The sequence below is a fragment of the Legionella rubrilucens genome (assembly GCF_001468125.1).
In the GTDB taxonomy this organism is placed as follows: Bacteria; Pseudomonadota; Gammaproteobacteria; order Legionellales; family Legionellaceae; genus Legionella_C; species Legionella_C rubrilucens.
The window spans coordinates 53,228-73,390 of record NZ_LNYT01000001.1 but is presented as its reverse complement, the minus strand read 5'-3'; the positions used below and the strand labels follow the sequence as shown (position 1 = coordinate 73,390).

Below are 20,163 nucleotides of genomic sequence, written 5' to 3'. Positions count from 1 at the left end.
AGCGAGCCTTGGGTATTTCCCAAGGCTTAAGGATTATGCTTTTTTTGCCAGTATTTCGGCTACTTTTTGCGACATCAATTGTTCTTCGTCGCCGCGAACGACATAGATTGGGTGACCTTGTGAATGAATAGGCCACAGGTGGTTCTGCGTGGTTTGATTCAGCGCCTTATCGAGATGAAATCCCATGGGCTTCAGTGATTCCAGCACGGCCTGGCGAATAGGGTAGGCATTCTCACCAATGCCGCCGGTAAAAATAAGCGCATCCAGCGAATCAAGCTGGCTTAGGTAAGCACCGATGGTTTTTTGAATTCGGTACACATACATGTCAATCGCAAGCTTCGCCTCGTTATCCCCTGACTCCGCACGCGCCAAAATTCGCCGCATGTCATTGTCATGGGCGATGCCTTTAAGTCCACTCTTTTTATTGAGCAGAGTATCAATTTCCCGGGCAGTGTACCCCTGGTCAAGCAGGTAGAAAATAATCGCCGGATCAAGATCGCCGCAGCGGGTACCCATCATAAGGCCCGGCAGGGGGGTCATGCCCATGGTTGTGTCAAACGATTGGCCGTTTTTAATCAAACAGGCACTGGCACCGTTCCCAAGATGCAGGGTAATGAACTGACAGGCGCTTAACGGTTTCTGTAAGTGAATGGCCATTTGTCTGGCTACGTATTCATGGTTGATGCCATGAAAGCCATACCGTCTGATGGGGTATTTTCTGGTGAGCTCACTATCAATGGCATATTGATGCACATAGGCGGGCATGGTGTGGTGAAAACCGCTGTCAAAAAGAGCGACATGGGTGGCGTTAGGGTAAAATTGCTGTGCCAGAAGAATGCCCTGGGCATTCACCGGATTATGAATGGGGGCTAAATTGGCCAGATTCTCAATTGCCTGCAACACCGCGGGGGTAATCACCGTCGGTTCAAACAAATCAATGCCGCCATGAACGACGCGATGGCCTACGCCATGAATGGGATGTTCGTTGAGATCACGTTGCAGTTGTTCGGCGAGTTCGGAAAAAGCCTGGCGGTGATCAATAAAGCGGTGCGTGCTGCTTTGTTTACCATGAAATTGATGATGCCATTGGCTGCTGCTTTCACCGATGCCTTCAATTAAGCCAGAGAGAATGACATTGCTGTTGCCCTGGTCAAAGGCATACGCCTTGTATTTTATCGAAGAGCTGCCGGCATTAATGGTTAAAATATTCACACAGACTCTCCTTCAACCTGAATGGCCGTGACCAGAATGGTGTTGATGATGTCCTGGGGCGTGCAGCCGCGGCTTAGATCATTGACGGGTTTGTTTAATCCTAACAGGACAGGGCCGATTGCCAGCGCACCGCTTTCACGCTGTACCGCTTTGTAGGTATTGTTGCCGGTATTCAAATCAGGAAAAATAAGGACGTTCGCATTGCCGGCCACGCGGGAGTCGGGGAGTTTTTTACGGGCTACCTCCGGATCCACGGCGGCATCGTATTGAATGGGGCCTTCAGCCAATAATTCAGGCTGTTGCTGTTTCACCAGCGCCATGGCTTTGGCTACCTTCTCAACACTGTCGCCTTTGCCTGAACTGCCTGAAGAGTAAGACAGCAGGGCGACTTTCGGTTCAATGCCTAATTGTTTGGCAATATTGACCGCTTGCAAGGTAATCTCTGCCAGCGTAATGCTGTCAGGCTCAGGATTAATGGCGCAATCCCCATAGATGAGCACCCGAGACGGCATGCACATGATGAAGATAGAAGAGACTTTGGTCACGCCCAGTTTGGTTTTAATAATCTCCAGGGCTGGTCTGACGGTATCGGCGGTGGTATGGACTGCACCGGAGACCATCCCATCGGCCTGATTGGTATACACCATCATGGCGGCAAAATAATTGACATCATTCATTCTTTCCAGAGCAATGGGCAAATTGACGTTTTTGTGTTTGCGTAATTCATAGTAGGCCTGGGCAAACTGTTCACGCTTAAGGCTGGTTTCCACATCGATGATCTGGACATTGGGTAAGGTCAGATCCATGCGTTTGGCTAACAGGTGAATTTTATCTGGATTACCCAGTAGAGTAATTTTTACCACGTTTCGCTTCAGCAAATGGTCCGCCGCAATCAAAATGCGGGGTTCGTCGCCTTCCGGCAGCACGATGTGCCTTTTGGCCTGTTTGGCTCTGCGGATTAATTCATAAAGAAAAACAGCCGGCGAGAGGCGGTTGGGTAAGGATTGGTGCTGCAACAAGTTGATGACGGGTTCGTATAAAAACGGTTTAAGGGCGGTGATGGTGTCGGCGACTTTACCGGGATTGTCCTGATTTAAGCTGAATTTGGCCGAATAAAGCGTTGTTGCAGTTTCATAGGTTTTGCATTGGGTTAATAACACGGGGAACGGACGTTCAAGGCCGGCGATAATTTCACAAAGCACGCTGCCCGGCATTTCGCCGCCCGTTAACACAATCCCGGCAATTTTAGGGTAATTGGCGGATTGATCGGCCAGCAGCGAGCCTAACAGAATATCCACCCGATCTGACGGAGTAATGATGAGCATGCCATTGCGATCCAGCCGCGATTCCAGGAAATTGCCCACGGTTTTTGCGGCGATGGTCATCTGTTTAACGGGTCTAAGCAGCTCATCCTTGCCGCAAATGACCTCGGCTTTAAGCTTTTGCGCGACATCCTGGACAGTCGGATTAGCCAGGGCGTCAAACTCAGGGATAACCGCGGTTAAAGCCAGGTGGCTGAATTCGGCCAGCAAACGTTCCTGATAATCGCTTTCGTCTGCGTGCGCGACGCGGTTAATGATAATGCCGACTAAGTTGGCATGTTGTTTCCGGGCGGCTTCGAGGGTGGTGTTTAATAGAGAGAAAGTATGCTCAGGCGTCCGTTCACGGGCGGAAACCACCACGATCAGATCACAGTTCAGCTGCGAAGCCAGGGTGAGATTGAATTGAAACTCAAAAGCATCATTGTCGCTTTCGAAATCAGTTCCTTCAAAATAGCTGATTTTAGTCTTCTCAGTGCATTGAGTTGCTTCAAAAACCTGAGAAAGCAAATCCTCAGGCTGATTGCGCATCATCAATATCCCCTGATTCACATCCATCAGCGGATACAGTTCGGATTGCGAGAGGTCTTTCAGCAGAGGCATCTGGGAATTATCCGCTTCAGAAAAGAGTTTGTAGCAACGTAAATCGGGGCATTGCTCCTTGAGACTTGCCAGAAGCCCTAAGGAAACAAACGATTTGCCGCACCGTTTTTCGATGCCGGTAAAATAAATTTTTCTCTGCATAATCAAACCCGGATTGATTTCAATCACTATAACGACAATTTAATTTTTACATCAAGTTATCGCTAAAAACAGAGGGCATTTTACGCTACTTTCCGTTCTAAATACATTCTTTTTGAATTATATATGATCACAGTGTTATCCATGGTGAAATCAATTTACTTTTAATCCATAGTGATAATAATTTGTAAAGAAAAAGATCCCAATGGCAAGAAGATTATCTTTATTGTAAAACGGCGTAGACAGTCAAAAAATTGCATGGCATAGTCGACTTGGTTTGACTAAAAAAAGGAAGGCATTAATGTCGATTACGGATAGTAATAAATCAGCATGGAATAATTTACCGGATGGGATTGTTGCATTGTTTTTTATTCAGATCTTTTCGACTTTAAGCTTTAGCGTACTCTATTCAACGTTGGTGCTGTACATTACGGGCAAGCTCGGGTTGTCTCCGCGCCTGGCCAATAGCATTACCGGAGTATTCGTAGCCTTCAACTATGCGTTACATCTGCTTGGCGGGTATTGGGGCGGACGTTTCTTTTCCTATCGTTCCCTGTTCAGCCTGGGGATGATTGCACAAATCATCGGCTGCATTCTGCTTGCCACTGTCAATCAGGATTTCCTCTATGTGGGCCTCGCGGCCTTCTTAACCGGTTGTGGACTCAACGTCACCTGCATTAACTGCATGTTGACACAGCGCTTTAAACCCGCTGATACCCGCCGTGAATCCGCGTTTTTATTTAATTACGCGGGAATGAATATCGGGTTTTTTATTGGTTTCAGCTTAAGCGGGTATTTTCAACTCTCTCATAATTACCAGCGTTTGTTTTTGTTAAGCTGTCTTGGTAATCTGCTGGCTCTGCTCATCTGTCTTTATTATTGGCATACGCTGTCTGACAACAACTCACCGTACAGCCGTCTCGATAAACCGGCGCGGCGACGGGCTTCGTTGATGGGGATTGTGATGGTGCTGGTGCTGCCTCTGGTGTTGAGTCAGCTTCTGCACTACGCGGAATTTGCCAATAAACTGGTGCTGGTCACGGGTGTTGCCATGTTAGTTCTTGCCTGTGTTCTGGGGCGTCAGCAAAGCACGCAGAAAGCGCGTGAAAAAATTCATGCGTTTGCGCTGCTTATGGTGGTGGGAACCGTCTTCTGGATGCTGTTTCAGATAGGTCCCATGGGGTTGACCCATTTCATTGCCCACAACGTGCAGCGTCACTGGATGCTAATGATCATTCCGCCGCAGTGGTTTCAAAACATCAATACGATTTGCATTGTGGTGGGCGGACCTTTAATGAGCTTGGCCTTAAATCGGCTGCGTGCCCGCGGAGTCAATGTCAATATCCCCACTCAATTTGCGCTGGCATTGCTGTTGATTGGATTGGCCTTTGTGCTGCTGCCGGTAGGAATCGCCAGAGCCGCTGCGGACGGCCTGGTGTCGCCTGGCTGGGTGGTTTTAAGTTTTGTATTGCAAAGCGTGGGCGAATTGTTAATATCGCCTGTCGGCTATGCCATGATTGGCGCATTGGCCCCAAGCTCGTTGCAGGGTGGAATGATGGGAATGTGGATGCTGACTTCTGGCGTGGGCGCGACGCTATCAAGTTACAGCTCCAACTGGATGACGGCGGGAATGGACAGCACCGATCCCCTGATAACCAATGCGGGGTATAGCCATGTGTTCCTTTGCCTTGGCCTTTTTGCCATCGTGGCCGGGTTCATTCTCTTCATTCTCGTCCCTGTGCTTAAACGCTGGATGAGCGAGGAGCCTTCCCCGGTATTGGAAAAAGGCAATTACGCAACAATTTAACCGAGGGTGGTTTGAGTAGTCCTTTTACTGTAATTCAGATGGCAGACCTTCAGTGGCAGGAGGGTCTGCCTTATTCACCTGCATTTGATGATGTGTATTTTTCCCGTGAAGACGGTTTTGCGGAAAAGCAGTATGTTTTCATCGAGGGCAACTGCCTCCGAGAGCGTTTAACCAGGCTGCATGAGCAGGAGAACCCCCTGTTTACCATTGCCGAAACGGGTTTTGGTACGGGCCTTAATTTCCTGTTGACCTGGCAATTCTGGCAAAATCACGCCCCTCAAAACGCACGTTTGTTCTATTTCAGTTGTGAAAAATTTCCGTTAAAGAAAGAGGATTTAGAGGCTTGCCTCCAATTATGGCCGCCCCTGCAGGCGTTTTCACAGCAACTCCTTGAAGAATACCCTGTTCTGACACCGGGTTTTCACCGTTTGACGTTTGATCAGGGACGCATTCATTTAATCCTGATGCTGGGTGATGCTCAACACTGTTTTGACGAATTGCTCCTGTCAGGCGACAGGGAATTGGACCGGGCACTTTCTCATACCGCCGTCGACGCCTGGTATCTCGATGGTTTTTCACCCCGTAGAAACGAGCGCATGTGGACTCACTCCCTGTTTCAAACCATGGCACTGCTATCCCGGCCGGGCACGACGGTGGCCACTTATTCTGCAGCCGCTCAGGTTAAAGCAGGACTGGAGGCTTCGGGCTTTAGTCTTACGAAAAAACCAGGCTACGGCAGAAAGCGTCACATGCTCACCGCTGAACTGGCAGAGGCAAGTCAATCCAAACGCAGACGGCAAACGCCCTGGTTTTATACTCCGGGTAGCATGCGTGAAAAAAGGCGAGCCATCATTGTCGGCGCAGGCCTGGCCGGGTGCTTTTGCGCCCATGCGTTAAGCCGGCGGGGATGGCAGGTTCAATTGTTTGACGAAGCGCCGCAGGCGGCAGCCGGGGCATCGGGCAATGAGCGTGCCGTCGTGTACCCCAGACTGTCAGCCTACCGTTCACCCTTAACCGAATTCATGCTCGCGGCCTTCCTCTATGCGCAGGCTTTTTATAAACGGGTCGCGGGGGTTGATGTCGAAGGCGACATGCAGGGTATTCTGCAATTGGCTTGTAATACCCGGGAATTAAAAGCGCAGCGGAGCATGCGGGATTGGCTGCTTGCCTACCCGCAATTGGCCATGCCGGTGTCAGCGGCAGAGGCCTCCGAACTGGCGGGGCTCACCCTCGAGTTTTCCGGTTTGTTCATTCCGCTCTCGGGATGGCTTAACAGCCGTGAATTATGCCTGTACCTGTTACAGCAATCGCCGCAGGTGCAGTGGTTTGGCCAGACGACAGTCATGGAAATGCAGATTGAAGGCGGTCAGTGGCATGTCAACGGTCAGGAGGCTGATGTTGTTATTGTCACCACGGGTTTTCGTGCCAATCAATTCGCTCAGACTGCCGGTCTGCCCATCAAACCCATCGGTGGACAAATCACTTTCGTGCAGGCCCAGGCGGCTAGTGCCGGATTAACCTTGCCTTTGTGCGGCGAGGGGCATGTGCTTCCGGCGAAAAACAATCTGCATGCACTGGGAGCCACCTATCATCTAAACCAGCCACGCGCCCGTTGTTGCTCTGAAGATGATTCGACTAATCTGCAAAAAATAAGTCCGATGGCTTCCGAGCTTCAATTTTATCGTGACGGTATTGTCAGAAGCTGGGCTGGCGTCAGAGGCGCAACGCCGGATTACCTTCCTCTGGTGGGAGCAGTTCCGGTTGAAGATGAGTTTTTAGCATGCTATGCCGGCTTGGACAGCCATGCCGAACGCTGGATCAAGGTGCCACCGCCGGTGTATCCTGGGCTGTATGTTTGTGCCGGCTTTGGTTCGCGGGGATTAACGACCATTCCTCTCAGTGCCGAATGGCTTGCCGGGCAAATCAGCGGCGAGCCTGGTTTTTTTTCAAGAAGCATGATGAAAGCAGTTTCGCCGTCACGCTTTTTATTAAGGCAGATTATTCGGTCCCGTCAAGCGCAGGCAGAAGAATAATGGATTACGGCCTAATAAATTCTTGCAATGAATCCGTCAGGTGGCTACTCTTGCCATCCTTGTTTTAATTAAGAGGTCTGCTATGCAAAGTATGGAAATTTTCCAGATCGATGCCTTTACTGATAAAGTCTTCCATGGCAATCCCGCCGCGGTATGCCTGTTGAGCGAATGGCTCAATGATGAACTGATGCAGGCCATAGCGGTTGAAAATAATTTGTCAGAAACCGCCTTCGTTATCCGTGACCACGAAGGGTTCCGTATCCGCTGGTTTACACCCCGGGGTGAAATCAGTTTGTGCGGTCATGCTACGCTGGCCGCTGGATTTGCCCTGTTTGAGCTGGGATACGGGGATGGCGAATACATTGAGTTCAAAAGTTTAAGCGGCTTGCTCCGTGTACGCAAACGGGGCAATCGCTATGTTCTCGATTTTCCAAGGCTCCATTACAAAGCCTTTGATAAACCGGCCTTGCTGATTGCGCTGGTGGATGAACCACTGCTGGAAATTTATGAAAGTGATCTTGATTACCTGGCAGTCCTTGACAACGAGGCTCAGGTGCTTAAGGCTTCCGTGAACCTGACTGAACTTGCCAAATTACCCAAACGCGGATTGATTCTCACGGCACCGGGCGTGGAGGTGGATTTTTATTCCCGTTGCTTTTATCCAAAACACAACATTCCGGAAGATCCAGTCACCGGTTCTGCCCATTGCGTATTGACTCCTTTCTGGACTGAACGCTTGCAAAAACAAAGCCTTAAGGCCATTCAGGGTTCATTTCGCAAAGGGGAATTGAGCTGTGAAATGCAGAATGAGCGGGTCTATATTTCCGGAAACTGCCGCTGGTATTCCAAAGGACAATTGGTCATTTAACACTCGATGGTTTGAAGCGAGCGTCTGCAATGACGCCGCTCAATCGTGAAAATTTTTTTTCTCTCTCTTTTGGCAAGTCATCCCTATTTGAGCTATTCTGAGATCACTTAAGGTATTCTTAAGTAATCTTAAATCAACTTTAACAAGGACAGTAATAATGAACGCTTGGAATAGTGTAATTTTTATGAAATCAAATAAGCCTTGGTCAGATTTAAGTTCCATGATGAAATGGGATGGTGTTGAAAAAATGTGGTCTACCACGGGTGACTGGGACTGGTGCATCAAACTCGATAAAAATTCTTCAACCCCTGAGAAAACAGAAGCCTTCGTCAATCGTATGCGTGAAGGCAACTGGGCGACTGACACCAAAACTCACTGGTGGAAAGAACTCTCTGCCAAATAAGCATCAGGCCCGGGGTATCCCCGGGCTTCTTCCTCCTTCCAGTCGTCCTTCACTGGAAATCAGATGATTTTTCAATAACCTGATTGTTGCCATCCTTCTCCCATCGTGATAAAAAAGCGAATTGGATGTTTAGGGAGAACAACGTGTCGTCATGTCCTTCAGGGAAACAGTTTCGAAAACTGGTCAGGGAGCAAGCGCCTTTACAGGTCATGGGAACCATCAATGCCTATACCGCCTTGCTGGCGAAGCAGGCCGGGTGTCAGGCCATCTATCTTTCCGGTGCCGGTGTAGCCAATGCCTCTTATGGCCTTCCCGATTTGGGAATGACCAACTTAAGCGAGGTGCTTGAGGATGCACGCCGTATTACCGATGCCTGTGATTTGCCGCTGCTGGTTGATGTGGACACCGGCTGGGGGCATGCCTTTAATATTGCCAGAACAGTTAAACTGATGGAAAAAACCGGCGTTGCCGCCATTCATATTGAAGATCAGGTTCTTGCCAAGCGCTGCGGCCACCGCCCCAACAAGGCCATTGTTTCCCTGCACGAAATGGGGGATCGAATTAAAGCTGCCGTCGATGCGCGCATCAGTGATGATTTTGTCATCATGGCCCGGACAGATGCCTATGCTGTCGAGGGGATGACGGCGGCGATCGACAGGGCGCTGCATTGTGTGGCGCTCGGTGCGGACATGATTTTTCCTGAAGCCATGACCCGACTGGAAGAATACCGTGAATTTGCTGAGCAGGTGAAAGTGCCTGTGCTGGCCAACATCACCGAATTTGGCAAAACACCCTTGTTTACACGGCGGGAACTGGCAGATGCCGGAGTGGGTCTGATTCTTTATCCCCTGAGCGCGTTTCGCGCCATGGCTTATGCGGCTTTAAAAGTCTACACGACCGTAGTACGGGAAGGGACACAGCGTGATTTGCTGGATACCATGCAGACGCGCAGCGATCTGTATGATGTTCTGGGTTACCACGATTATGAAAAAAAACTGGATGAATTAATGGAGGGAGAGCATGGTCAATAGTACAGCCGGGCTGGAAGGGGTGATTGCGGGTCAATCGGCTATCGCGACTGTGGGGCATGAGGGCGCTGGATTGAATTACCGCGGCTATTCTATTGATGATTTAGCCGCCTATGCCACGTTTGAAGAAGTGGCTTATCTGCTGCACTATGGCCATTTGCCAACACGTGATGAACTGACCCGTTACACTCAAAAGCTGGCCGGTTTAAGGGCGATCCCTGACACCTTAAAAACCGTGTTGAAGCTGATGCCGAAAGACACTCATCCCATGGATGTGTTAAGAACGGCCTGTTCTATGCTCGGTACATTGGAGCCTGAGCATGATTTTAAACAGCAGTATGATATCGCTGACCGATTGCTGGCGCTGTTTCCGGGAATTATGTGTTATTGGTATGCCTGGCATTTCAAGGGCAAGGAAATGTCAGAATTCAGTGACGAGGAGACCATTGGCGGTCATTTCATCGCCCTCCTTCATGGACGTAAGCCTTCCACGCTTGAGCGCGACATGATGAATGTTTCTCTGATTCTGTATGCGGAGCATGAATTTAATGCGTCAACCTTTGCAGCCAGAGTCACGGCGGCAACTTTATCTGATTTTTATTCGGCCATTACTACAGCCATCGGCACCTTAAGAGGGCCCTTGCATGGTGGCGCCAATGAAGCGGCCATGGAGCTGCTGAGCCAGTTTCGCGATCCGGATGAAGCAGAAGAAAAATTAATGATTATGCTGGCTCAAAAAGCCAAAATCATGGGGTTTGGCCATCGGGTGTATAAAGACTGCGATCCGCGTTCCGATATCATCAAATCCTGGTCAAAAAAACTCGCCATGGCGAAAAACGACACGCAATTGTTCAACGTTTCCGAGCGCGTCGAGGCCGTCATGCGACGTGAGAAGAAATTATTCCCCAATCTGGATTTCTACAGTGCATCGGCCTACCACTACGTGGATATTCCGACGCCGCTGTTTACACCCATTTTCGTGATGTCACGAATTACTGGCTGGTCTGCGCATGTTTTCGAACAACGTGCAGACAATCGGTTAATTCGACCCACGTCCGAGTACACGGGGCCTGAACCAAGAGCCTATGTAGCCATTGAAGCAAGAGGATAATATGCATTCGTATGTTGAAGACAATGTAAAACCCGATTATGACAAAGTAATCAGTGACATTGCAGATTACGTGTTAAACCATGAAATCAAGAGCCCGAAGGCTTATGAAACTGCCCGGTTGTGCCTGATGGATACCTTGGGCTGCGGCATGCTGGCTTTAAATTTTCCAGAATGCACCAAATTGCTTGGCCCTGTTGTACCGGGTGCTCTATTGTCCGGCGGAGCGCGTGTTCCGGGGACAGGATATGAGCTTGATCCCGTGCAGGCTGCCTTTAACATTGGCACCATGATCCGCTGGCTGGACTTTAATGATACCTGGCTTGCAGCCGAGTGGGGCCATCCTTCGGATAATCTGGGAGCCATTCTGGCAGTAGCCGATTACATCAGCCGTCAGAATATAAAAAACAACCAGCCGCCGCTGTCCATGCACACCGTCTTGACCGCCATGATCAAAGCTCATGAAATACAGGGTTGTCTGGCTCTGGAAAACAGCTTTAACCGTGTTGGTCTTGACCATGTCATTCTGGTTAAAGTCGCAAGCAGTGCGGTGGCTGCCTTATTGCTGGGTGCTAACAGGGATCAACTGATGCGTACCTTGTCACAGGTGTTCGTGGATGGCCAAAGCTTAAGGACTTATCGCCATGCACCCAATGCCGGTTCCCGTAAATCCTGGGCGGCAGGTGATGCTACATCCCGAGCCGTTCGTCTTGCTCTGATTTCCGCAAGTGGAGAAATGGGCTATCCCAGTGCACTTTCGGCACCCAAGTGGGGGTTTTACGACGTGCTGTTTGACGGTAAGCCGTTTAAATTCCAAAGACCGTATGGTTCTTATGTGATGGAAAATGTGTTGTTTAAATTATCCTATCCTGCCGAATTTCATGCCCAAACGGCGGTCGAGTGTGCGGTGCAGCTGCATGGCCAGATTAAAACCCGACTTTCGGAAATAAGCCGCATTGAATTGGTAACGCATGAGTCGGCTATCCGTATTATCAGTAAGCAGGGCGCTTTGCATAATCCGGCCGATCGTGATCACTGCCTGCAGTACATGGTGGCAGTTGCTTTACTGCATGGCGACTTGAAAGCAGAACACTATGAAGACGATGTGGCCTCCGATCCACGCATTGATGCGTTGCGCGCCAAAATGCAAGTCACTGAAAATGCACGTTTTTCTCAAGATTACCATGATCCGGAAAAGCGTTCGATTGCCAATAGCATGCGTATTCATTTCAATGATGGCAGCCAAACGGATTTAATCACGGTAGAGTACCCCATTGGTCATCAACGCCGTCGTGAAGAGGGGATTCCTGTATTGATGGATAAATTTATCCGTAATATCAATACCCGCTTCTCTGACGAACGATGCGATGAAATCCTGAAAGCCATGAATGACACCAATACCCTGAGCGCAATGCCGGTGACTGACTTCATGACGCTTTGGCAGGCATAAGGCGGATTGTCGCGGTGTCATCAACCCGGGTGGCTAAGTCCAATCCCGGGTTACTCTTCTTTCCGGTTCGCCTTTATTCAATTAATTCAGCCGACGCCATCAAGGCAGGCGAGCGTTAAAATTTCCGCTTGATTCCAGCGATGGCTAACACCTTGGTGGCTATTTCCTCAATGGAAAAACGGGTGGAATTAAGGTAGGGAATGTTTTCACGTCGATACATGGCTTCGACTTCAGCGACTTCAAGCCGGCACTGTTCCGCCGAGGCGTACTTGCTGTTCGGACGCCTTTCAGTGCGGATATGCTGCAAACGTTCAGCATCGATGGTTAAACCGAATAATTTGCTCTTGTACGGGCGCAGGCTATCCGGTAAACGGAAACTGGATAAGTCTTCTTCGGTAAACGGGTAGTTTGCCGCCAGAACGCCAAAATGCAGGGCCATGTACAGACAGCTTGGTGTTTTTCCGCAGCGAGAGACGCCAATTAGGATGATGTCGGCCTGATCGTAGCCGCGAATTTTGACCCCATCATCATGGGCCAGCGCGTAATCAATGGCTTCAATACGGTGCGTGTAGGATTGCGTATTAGCGACTCCGTGCGCACGGCCAACCGTATAGGATGATTTGGAATTGAGTTCTTTTTCCAGCGGGCCAAGAAAAGTATTAAATAAATCATAAACACAGGCATGGGCCTGCTTAATGGTTTGGGCAATTTCACTGTTGATGAGCGTCATGAACACCAGCGGTTTAGCTCCGGTTTCTTCAAAACGTTGATTTATTTCCAGCACCACCGCTTCGGCTTTTTCGATGGTATCGACATAGGGTACTGTTCGCTTTTCAAAGGGGATATTGCCAAACTGGGTCATCAGGCTATTGCCCAGGTTTTCAGCGGTAATACCCGTCCCGTCGGAAATCATAAACACATGTCGCATCGAAAATCCTCATGTAATAACGTTTACCCACTCTGACTGATGCGGCGGCCGCATATTTGCTTTGCCTAATTCCGCATACCTTCTTATAATCATTATGTTACAGGAAAATAAATATAATTGTGCAGAGTCATTGCAAATTCCAGATTTTCCCCAACTGAATGGATTAGGCATTATGGAACATGATCGCTTTGAGCAGAATAAAGTCCTCTTTATTATTGGCATGATAGCCTTGGTCGTTGGCTTAAGCTTCTTGCTTTTTTCATTCTATATTTTACCCGCCGCGCTCTGGAACTGGAATTACGATGTACCGGAGTTTGTCTTTATCTGGCGGGAAAATCTGAAAGAATCGTATTCGATGAGTGAAATCGCTGCGGGCGGTATTGTTTTTCTCATTGTTCTGCTGCCAGCCATTGTCGCTGGAGTCATTTCCTATTTTATTTCCAATGCGATTGATAATCGCATTCATGGCATTGTCAATGAGGAAGCAGAAGAAGAGTCCATGGTTAATCTGCGTGAGGATGTCAAGGAAACATTCAGTTTTGGCGCCAAACTGATTATTTTAATCATACTGGCCGTGGTGGCTCTTTGGTTTTTTGAATGGCTGATGGCTGTGCCAACTGTCGATTAAGGGGGACGAGATGATTCTTTTTAAAGGCCATAAAGTGAAGTCATTGACTAAGAAGATCAAGTCAATGCAGCAAAGTCGTGTTCATAATCAACCCACAGAGGACATGGTGGCCAAGGAGAAAGGTCTTTATCACCAGTTGGCTTCTGTTTACAAGTTATTGAAAGGAAATAAAAAATTTCCGTTCGCTGATGAAATGGTGTGGGAAACCCTGCGTGCTTCCACCAATCTGGATGACAGTACAGCACAATACGAATTGGGAAGTCATCTGCTTGAAGAAGCCAAGTTCCGTGATGAATTGCAAAAGGGTGGTGTTTTCGCCAGTTCCAGCAACGAACGGCAAATGCGCCAGCTCTATGACGAAGCCCTGGCTTATTTGCAGGCAGCGGAAGCGCTAGGGCATGTCCAGGCTAAGCGGCTGCATGGCTTATGCTACATCAATGGCTGGGGCGTGTCAGTGGATCGGGATAAGGGCTTTGAGTTGGTTGTCGCAAGCATCGAACAGGAAAACAGCTGGGACAAAGTACCTCAGATTTTCGCAGCCATTGGCCTTAACAAACCGGAATTCTTTTCCGCTCTGATGAAACGCCGAAGCGGTGGCGGTACGTCGCTCAATTCTTAAATCAATTCCATTCTGCATGTGTTTGGTCATCCCCCGCACAGGCGGGGGCTTCATGCGTTGCATCTAAAACCAGAGTTTCAAGTACCAGTTGATGATGTCTTTACCGTAAAACAGTGAAATCAGTCCGGCGATGCATAAAAAGGGACCGAAGGCGATGGGGGTTTCACTGCCTTTTTGTTGCAGGCGCAGGTAAATTGAGCCTATTATTGCTCCCGATATGGAGGCCAGCAATAAAATAAGCGGCAATTGTGTCCAGCCAAGCCAGGCACCGAAGGCGGCAAACAGTTTAAAATCCCCATTGCCCATACCGACTTTGCCTGTCACCAGATAAAACAACTGAATAAATAGCCAGAGAATCAGGTAAGCACCGGCTGCACTTAGAACAGCAATGGGAAGAGGAGTAAAGAGATTGGCTGTGTTGGCGAGGAGCCCAAGCCAGAGAAGCCCAAGCGTTAAACTGTCAGGAAGCAGCTGATGGTCCAAATCAATGAAAAACATCGGAATAAGCAGCCAGATGAACAGCAGAACAAATGGCAGATGCAGGGTTAAGCCAAAGTGCCACATGGCCGCTAATGACAGCAGCAGGGTCACTGATTCAACCAGAGGGTAGCGTTTGGAAATGGGATGGCCGCAATAAGCGCATTTGCCGCGCAGCCAGAGGTAACTGATAATCGGGATATTGTGGCGCGCCTTGACCGTGTTTTGACAGGCCGGGCAGAAAGATCGCGGTAAAAACAGATTAAGGGGCGGTTTTTTTTCATGGCTTGTCTGGTTTGTCAACTCTTGATAGTCCCGCAGGAATTCAGCGCGAAGCATGATGGGGAGGCGATAAATGACCACATTGAGCAGGCTGCCTACCAGTAATGAAAGGATGCCAATGAAAACATAAAGATAAGTGGCAAGAAGATGATTTAATTCCATGGAATTCCTGTTCCTTAGACCGCTGAACCCAGTTTGAAAATCGGCAGATACATGGCCACGACCAGGCCCCCGACTAAAACCCCTAAAATGGACATGATAATGGGTTCGAGCAAGCTGCTCAAGGCATCCACGGCGTTATCCACTTCTTCTTCGTAGAAATCCGCCACTTTACCAAGCATTTGTTCCAGGGCCCCGGATTCTTCACCAATGGCCACCATCTGGATTACCATATTAGGAAACAGGTGGGTATTGTCCATCGCCACCTGCATTTGCTGACCGGTGGACACTTCCTCCCTGATCTTATCAGTGGCTTTGGCATAAAGAATGTTACCGGTCGCGCCGGAGACCGACTTTAAAGCTTCAACCAGAGGCAAACCGGCTGCAAAGGTAATGGAGAGGGTTCGGGTAAAACGGGCAATGGCGGCTTTTTCAAGGATGGGGCCTACTACCGGGAATTTTAACATGGCTCGATCAATGGAGTGGGCGAATTGCGGCGAGTGGTTTTTAAAATAGATAAAAGCATAAATGGCGCCGCCTATGGCGCCGAACATAATGTACCAATAGGATTGGAAAAATTCAGACATGTCCACTACCATTCGGGTCATGGCGGGTAAATCAGCGCCAAATCCTTCAAACAGGGATTCAAACTGGGGTACCACGAATATCATCAACGCGGTAGTCACTAAAAAAGCAACAACCAGTACGGCCATGGGGTAGGTTAAAGCTTTTTTGATTTTCTTCTTGATTGTTTCAATTTTTTCCTTATAAGTCGCGACCTTGTCCAGCATGATTTCCAGGGAGCCTGATTTTTCACCGGCATCCACCAGGTTACAAAAGAGTTCATTAAAATAGGCAGGGTGTTTCTGCAGCGATTCAGCCAGTGTCAGTCCAGTTTCCACATCCCGTTTAATGGTATCGATAAGGTCACGCATTTTCTGGTTGCTTTGGCCCTTGGCGACGATATCAAAGGATTGAATCAAGGGAATGCCGGCCTCGATCATGGTTGCCATCTGGCGGCTGAACACAGTAATATCGCCCTGCGTAATTTTCTTATTTTTTTTGTCAAAAAAGGGCTTTCGTTTTTTAACGACTTTTTTAGTAATGATACCCTGTTTGCGAAGGTCGGCTTTGGCAATGGCAAGGCTTCGGGCATCAATGACCCCATTTACCTTCTCGCCGGCTTTATTCACCCCTTCCCATTGGTAGGTAATGATGTCGTTTTTTGCTTTTTCCATGGTCTTTAATCAACGGTTACCCGATTGACCTCCTCAATGGTGGTGACACCGTCTTTGATTTTTTCGAGACCTGATTGATAAATCGTCAGCATGCCTTCGGTTTGAGCCTGTTTAAGGATGTCCAGTGAATTGCCGCCCGTCATAATAATCTGACCTATGGCTTTTGACATGGGCATGACTTCAAAAAGACCAACCCGCCCCCTGTAGCCGTTGTTGCATTGATTGCAGCCCACCGCCTTGTAGGGCGTGACGTGCTGTGCATCCTCTTCTTTAAAACCCAGTTCAACTAGACTTTGCGGCGTGAAATCATCACGTGGGGCTTTGCACTGTTCGCATAAACGCCGTGCCAGACGCTGAGCAATAAGCAGGCTTACCGAACTTGCAATGTTAAAGGAAGGGATACCCATGTTGATTAAACGGGTCAGGGTTTCTGCAGCACTGTTGGTATGCAGGGTTGACAGCACCAGGTGTCCGGTTTGGGCGGCCTTGACCGCGATTTCTGCGGTTTCGAGATCGCGAATCTCCCCGACCATGATGATGTCAGGGTCCTGACGAAGAAAAGAGCGCAGCGTACTGGAGAAAGTCAGGCCCGCCTTGGGGTTGATGTTGACCTGGTTAATTCCCGGTACTTTAATTTCCACCGGATCTTCCGCGGTGGAAATGTTGGTTTCAATGGTGTTTAAAATATTTAATGCCGTGTACAGGGAGACGGTTTTACCGCTTCCTGTCGGGCCGGTTACCAAAATCATGCCTTGCGGCTTTTCAATGGCTTTAAGAAAGTGTCCTCGTTGCCAACTGCTGAATCCGAGGGCTTCAATGCCCAGTTTGGTCGAACCCGGGTCAAGAATACGCATCACGACTTTTTCACCGCCGACGGTGGGGCAGGTGCTCACCCTGAAATCAATGGCTCTGGTGCGTGAAAGCTTCATTTTAAAGCGTCCATCCTGAGGAATACGGCGTTCGGAAATGTCAAGGTTCGACATGACTTTAATCCGGGCAGTAATCCGGCTGGACAGGCTGACCGGTGGAGTGGCCACCTCGGTTAAAATACCATCCTGACGGTAGCGGATGCGGTATTCTTTTTCATAAGGTTCAAAATGAATATCCGATACGCCTTTTTTAATGGCTTCAACCAGAATTTTATTAACAAATTTAACCACAGGCGCATCATCGTTGGCCGCACTGGAGTCGGCATCCTGTTCCTCATCGTCGGCACTGATCTCAAGGCCTTCGAGATCGGTGGTACCGTCTTCCACATAATCGGTCAGACCCTGGCTGTCCTTTTCGTTCAGTAGTTTGTCGATTAATTTATTGAGTTTATTGGTTTCAACGACGACGGCATTGGAGTGCAGGCCAGTGTGAAACTGGATTTCTTTAAGAGAAGCCTGTTTGCTTGGATCATCGGTCGCCAGGAACAGGTGATTGCCGCGTGTAAAAAGCGGCACAATGGAATGACGTCTGATCAATTTCTCATTAACAAGACTTGTTGGCATGGTTTCAGGGTCAATTGCATCGAGGTCTATCAGCGGTACACCGAAATTCTGGGCTACGGTAAACGCAATTTTTTCGGCAGAAAGCAAGTTATTGGAGACTAAATACTGCAATAAGGACTGCTTGCTCGCCTGAGCCTGATTCTGGTACTCAATAGCTTTATCTTTGTCCAGAAGGCTCTCATGGACCATCAGCTGAGCAATTCCCTGTAAACGTTGTTCTTCTGCAGCAGTTGCCATGGAAACTTACCTTTTAATTATATGATAACTATAGACAAAAATTACCACTACTGCATTTAAATCGGCTAAATTATAATTTTCTTGACTACTGATCATAATTTATTGATAAATCTCCATATTTGGACATTGCTTGCTGGTGCTGCGCGGTCTATGATAAAAAATATACTTTTTTTCCAGTCTGAGGCTCATGTTGGCTTGCCAGGACCCAATCGATCGTTTTCGTGCACTTGAGCAATGGTTTGCCAGTCCTTTGGGCAAGGACATTGCTCAGGCATTCGACACGGAATTGGCTCATCTAAAACAGCTTCTCCATGGTGAAATTATGCTACAACTCGGCAGCGGTAGCGAGAACTTATGGTTTTCTTCCCTTCGTTTTCAGCATAAATGGCTTGCCATGACTCATTTTGATCCCAATAAAGCCACCCTGGTAACCAAACTCAATCAATTGCCCCTGGATCGCGACAGTGTTGACTGCATCATAGCCCCCTTGGCCCTGGAGGCGTTTACTCATCTTGAAAATCCAATCGATGAATGGGACAGGGTGTTAAAACCGATGGGCTATCTGGTATTTCTGGGAATTAATCCCCTGAGCCTGTGGGGCGGATGGCTGCGTTATTCCAAAAACGCCTGTTTTAACGGTGCCGCGGGTTATCCCAAATCGGTTTTTTCCATCAAGCGGGCGCTTATTCATCGCGGTTACATGCAGTGTCATTTTAATGCCTTTTATTATGCGCCACCCGCTAAAACAGAGAAATGGCGGCGCCGATTACAAATCCTGAATGTGATCGGCAAGATGATTTCACCCATGCCGGCTGGTTTTTATTGCCTTGTCGTACAGAAATACGTTGAAAGCGATGCACTCCCTGAGCCTGAAGCAGCCGATCTGCTGATCGATTCAACCCCCATTTTCAGGGCCCAGTGCCGCAATCCTCATCAATAGGCTATTTTACTGTATCCCTTATTCAAGATTGGTTATACTGAGCGGCAAGTGGTTTTGTGAGTCAGTGCTATGTCAAAAAGACGAATCTATCGTATCACGTTTGCGAATCAGGACAGTGTATACGAAATCTATGCCCGCAAAGTAAGCGAGAGCGAGATGTTTGGCTTTCTTGAAGTGGAAGAGTTTGTTTTTGGAGAAAACACATCACTGGTCGTGGATCCCTCCGAAGAGCGTTTAAAAATGGAATTCAGCACAATCAAGAGAACCTACATTCCCATGCACACCATATTCCGTATTGATGAGGTGGAAAAGCAGGGCGTGGCTAAAATGCGTGATAAAGGGCGTGATGATAACAAGATCAGCATGTTCCCTATGGCCGGAAAGCGAAAAGAGTAGCCCATGGTCAACGTGCAAACGCTGGAGAATGGCAATAAAGCTGTTAGAATACCCTGAAATTATTATTTGGAATTTTTTGATGTCTATTCCCGAAAAAATTAAAGATGTTTATGAAAAATCCTCTCTTTTATTTACCACGAAAGAGGTTGAAGCCGCGCTTGACCGTATGGCCATTAAAATTCAGGAAACGCTGCACGATAAAAATCCCATCATTCTCTGTGTGATGATCGGTGGACTGGTCCCCATGGGTAACCTGTTACCGAGGCTCGATTTTCCGCTGGAAGTGGATTATGTACACGCCACCCGATACCGCGGCGACATTACCGGCGGCGACTTAGTTTGGAAAGTAAGACCCAGCGTGGAATTAATGGGCAGAACAGTGCTGGTTGTTGACGACATTCTGGACGGCGGCGTGACGCTGGCAGCAATCATTGAAGAAATTAAGAAAATGGGTGCTGGAGAGGTGTATAGCGCGGTTTTGGTGGATAAACATCACAAGCGCGTTCCCAACGGCCTGAAAGAAGCTGATTTTGTGGGCCTGCAGGTCGATGATCATTACATTTTCGGCTACGGAATGGATTACAACGAGTACCTGCGTAATGCGCCTGGTATTTTCGTTGTCGCTCCGGAGCATGAGTAAACGGCTTTATTGCTTCTTGCGAATAGAAATGGATGCCCGCCTGCGCGGGCAGCACAGGACGAGTTACCTTACGCTGCCCCTTTGCCTTAATGCACCGGTAAGTTTTGCCTGCCTTAGCCTTGTCTGCGCTGACGAGAACCGACTTAAATGGGCAATC

The 20,163-nt window shown here is 48.6% G+C and carries 18 protein-coding genes; 12 read left to right on the top strand and 6 right to left on the bottom strand.

Annotated elements, in window-relative coordinates:
• Nucleotides 1–33 precede the first annotated feature (33 nt).
• Complete coding sequence (locus Lrub_RS00325; RefSeq protein WP_058530206.1) at nucleotides 34–1,212, bottom strand: acetate/propionate family kinase; 1,179 nt, start codon at nucleotides 1,210–1,212, stop codon at nucleotides 34–36.
• Nucleotides 1,209–3,275, bottom strand: coding sequence for a phosphate acetyltransferase (gene pta / locus Lrub_RS00320; RefSeq protein ID WP_065235690.1), 2,067 nt, complete (start codon nucleotides 3,273–3,275; stop codon nucleotides 1,209–1,211). Before pta ends, Lrub_RS00325 begins: the two co-directional genes overlap by 4 nt.
• Nucleotides 3,276–3,573: 298 nt before the next feature.
• On the opposite strand from pta, the gene Lrub_RS00315 reads away from it, so the two are divergent.
• From Lrub_RS00315 to Lrub_RS00285, 7 genes are all read left to right on the top strand, one after another.
• The gene (locus tag Lrub_RS00315) at nucleotides 3,574–5,079 is read left to right on the top strand and encodes a peptide MFS transporter (protein ID WP_058530204.1); all 1,506 of its coding nucleotides are present in this window, start codon (nucleotides 3,574–3,576) and stop codon (nucleotides 5,077–5,079) included.
• 38 nt (nucleotides 5,080–5,117) lie between these two features.
• Nucleotides 5,118–7,112: a bifunctional tRNA (5-methylaminomethyl-2-thiouridine)(34)-methyltransferase MnmC2/FAD-dependent 5-carboxymethylaminomethyl-2-thiouridine(34) oxidoreductase MnmC1 gene (mnmC, locus tag Lrub_RS00310; RefSeq protein WP_058530203.1), complete on the top strand. Its 1,995-nt coding sequence runs from the start codon at nucleotides 5,118–5,120 to the stop codon at nucleotides 7,110–7,112.
• A gap of 82 nt (nucleotides 7,113–7,194) precedes the next feature.
• Entirely contained in the window at nucleotides 7,195–7,980 is a 786-nt protein-coding gene (locus Lrub_RS00305; RefSeq protein WP_058530202.1) for a PhzF family phenazine biosynthesis protein, read from the top strand.
• Between the two features lie 157 nt (nucleotides 7,981–8,137).
• On the top strand, nucleotides 8,138–8,383 hold the full coding sequence (locus Lrub_RS00300; RefSeq protein WP_058526261.1) for a hypothetical protein: 246 nt from the start codon (nucleotides 8,138–8,140) through the stop codon (nucleotides 8,381–8,383).
• Between the two features lie 143 nt (nucleotides 8,384–8,526).
• Entirely contained in the window at nucleotides 8,527–9,414 is an 888-nt protein-coding gene (gene prpB, locus Lrub_RS00295; protein WP_202813737.1) for a methylisocitrate lyase, read from the top strand.
• Nucleotides 9,404–10,522, top strand: coding sequence for a bifunctional 2-methylcitrate synthase/citrate synthase (prpC, locus tag Lrub_RS00290; protein WP_058530200.1), 1,119 nt, complete (start codon nucleotides 9,404–9,406; stop codon nucleotides 10,520–10,522). The genes prpB and prpC overlap by 11 nt, the downstream gene beginning before the upstream one ends.
• A 1-nt stretch (nucleotide 10,523) precedes the next feature.
• Nucleotides 10,524–11,969 carry a bifunctional 2-methylcitrate dehydratase/aconitate hydratase gene (locus Lrub_RS00285; protein ID WP_058530199.1) on the top strand — a complete coding sequence of 482 codons (1,446 nt, stop codon included), beginning with the start codon at nucleotides 10,524–10,526 and terminating at the stop codon, nucleotides 11,967–11,969.
• 115 nt (nucleotides 11,970–12,084) lie between these two features.
• On the opposite strand, the gene ppsR is transcribed toward Lrub_RS00285, so the two are convergent.
• Nucleotides 12,085–12,897, bottom strand: coding sequence for a posphoenolpyruvate synthetase regulatory kinase/phosphorylase PpsR (gene ppsR, locus Lrub_RS00280; protein WP_058530198.1), 813 nt, complete (start codon nucleotides 12,895–12,897; stop codon nucleotides 12,085–12,087).
• A gap of 172 nt (nucleotides 12,898–13,069) precedes the next feature.
• Between ppsR and Lrub_RS00275 the strand changes: the two genes are divergently transcribed.
• A complete protein-coding gene (locus Lrub_RS00275) occupies nucleotides 13,070–13,525 on the top strand; it encodes a hypothetical protein (RefSeq protein ID WP_065235689.1) in 456 nt (151 codons plus the stop codon).
• 10 nt (nucleotides 13,526–13,535) lie between these two features.
• Nucleotides 13,536–14,144 carry an SEL1-like repeat protein gene (locus Lrub_RS00270; protein ID WP_058530196.1) on the top strand — a complete coding sequence of 203 codons (609 nt, stop codon included), beginning with the start codon at nucleotides 13,536–13,538 and terminating at the stop codon, nucleotides 14,142–14,144.
• Between the two features lie 63 nt (nucleotides 14,145–14,207).
• On the opposite strand, the gene Lrub_RS00265 is transcribed toward Lrub_RS00270, so the two are convergent.
• From Lrub_RS00265 to pilB, 3 genes are read right to left on the bottom strand one after another with little or no spacing between them, the layout of a single operon-like run.
• Nucleotides 14,208–15,065, bottom strand: a complete 858-nt coding sequence (locus tag Lrub_RS00265) for a prepilin peptidase (protein ID WP_058530195.1) — start codon at nucleotides 15,063–15,065, stop codon at nucleotides 14,208–14,210.
• Nucleotides 15,066–15,079: 14 nt separating this feature from the next.
• The gene (locus Lrub_RS00260) at nucleotides 15,080–16,300 is read right to left on the bottom strand and encodes a type II secretion system F family protein (protein WP_058530194.1); all 1,221 of its coding nucleotides are present in this window, start codon (nucleotides 16,298–16,300) and stop codon (nucleotides 15,080–15,082) included.
• Nucleotides 16,301–16,305: 5 nt separating this feature from the next.
• A complete protein-coding gene (pilB, locus tag Lrub_RS00255) occupies nucleotides 16,306–18,030 on the bottom strand; it encodes a type IV-A pilus assembly ATPase PilB (RefSeq protein WP_058530193.1) in 1,725 nt (574 codons plus the stop codon).
• Nucleotides 18,031–18,217: 187 nt separating this feature from the next.
• On the opposite strand from pilB, the gene Lrub_RS00250 reads away from it, so the two are divergent.
• The 3 genes from Lrub_RS00250 to Lrub_RS00240 all read left to right on the top strand — a co-directional run bounded on the left by Lrub_RS00250 (nucleotide 18,218) and on the right by Lrub_RS00240 (nucleotide 20,006).
• Nucleotides 18,218–18,970, top strand: coding sequence for a class I SAM-dependent methyltransferase (locus tag Lrub_RS00250; protein ID WP_058530192.1), 753 nt, complete (start codon nucleotides 18,218–18,220; stop codon nucleotides 18,968–18,970).
• 69 nt (nucleotides 18,971–19,039) lie between these two features.
• Entirely contained in the window at nucleotides 19,040–19,366 is a 327-nt protein-coding gene (locus Lrub_RS00245) for a DUF1820 family protein (RefSeq protein ID WP_058530191.1), read from the top strand.
• Between the two features lie 79 nt (nucleotides 19,367–19,445).
• Nucleotides 19,446–20,006, top strand: a complete 561-nt coding sequence (locus Lrub_RS00240) for a hypoxanthine-guanine phosphoribosyltransferase (protein WP_058530257.1) — start codon at nucleotides 19,446–19,448, stop codon at nucleotides 20,004–20,006.
• Nucleotides 20,007–20,163: the final 157 nt, after the last annotated feature.

What these genes read in the sequence shown, in the direction of transcription:
- Lrub_RS00305 (WP_058530202.1), top strand. Translation starts at nt 7,195, where the DNA reads ATGCAAAGTATGGAAATTTTCCAGATCGATGCCTTTACTGATAAAGTC.
- ppsR (WP_058530198.1), bottom strand. Translation starts at nt 12,897, where the DNA reads ATGCGACATGTGTTTATGATTTCCGACGGGACGGGTATTACCGCTGAA.
- Lrub_RS00245 (WP_058530191.1), top strand. Translation starts at nt 19,040, where the DNA reads ATGTCAAAAAGACGAATCTATCGTATCACGTTTGCGAATCAGGACAGT.
- Lrub_RS00300 (WP_058526261.1), top strand. Translation starts at nt 8,138, where the DNA reads ATGAACGCTTGGAATAGTGTAATTTTTATGAAATCAAATAAGCCTTGG.
- Lrub_RS00240 (WP_058530257.1), top strand. Translation starts at nt 19,446, where the DNA reads ATGTCTATTCCCGAAAAAATTAAAGATGTTTATGAAAAATCCTCTCTT.
- pta (WP_065235690.1), bottom strand. Translation starts at nt 3,275, where the DNA reads ATGCAGAGAAAAATTTATTTTACCGGCATCGAAAAACGGTGCGGCAAA.
- prpC (WP_058530200.1), top strand. Translation starts at nt 9,404, where the DNA reads ATGGTCAATAGTACAGCCGGGCTGGAAGGGGTGATTGCGGGTCAATCG.
- Lrub_RS00270 (WP_058530196.1), top strand. Translation starts at nt 13,536, where the DNA reads ATGATTCTTTTTAAAGGCCATAAAGTGAAGTCATTGACTAAGAAGATC.
- Lrub_RS00275 (WP_065235689.1), top strand. Translation starts at nt 13,070, where the DNA reads ATGGAACATGATCGCTTTGAGCAGAATAAAGTCCTCTTTATTATTGGC.
- Lrub_RS00285 (WP_058530199.1), top strand. Translation starts at nt 10,524, where the DNA reads ATGCATTCGTATGTTGAAGACAATGTAAAACCCGATTATGACAAAGTA.
- Lrub_RS00315 (WP_058530204.1), top strand. Translation starts at nt 3,574, where the DNA reads ATGTCGATTACGGATAGTAATAAATCAGCATGGAATAATTTACCGGAT.
- mnmC (WP_058530203.1), top strand. Translation starts at nt 5,118, where the DNA reads ATGGCAGACCTTCAGTGGCAGGAGGGTCTGCCTTATTCACCTGCATTT.
- Lrub_RS00265 (WP_058530195.1), bottom strand. Translation starts at nt 15,065, where the DNA reads ATGGAATTAAATCATCTTCTTGCCACTTATCTTTATGTTTTCATTGGC.
- pilB (WP_058530193.1), bottom strand. Translation starts at nt 18,030, where the DNA reads ATGGCAACTGCTGCAGAAGAACAACGTTTACAGGGAATTGCTCAGCTG.
- Lrub_RS00260 (WP_058530194.1), bottom strand. Translation starts at nt 16,300, where the DNA reads ATGGAAAAAGCAAAAAACGACATCATTACCTACCAATGGGAAGGGGTG.
- Lrub_RS00250 (WP_058530192.1), top strand. Translation starts at nt 18,218, where the DNA reads ATGTTGGCTTGCCAGGACCCAATCGATCGTTTTCGTGCACTTGAGCAA.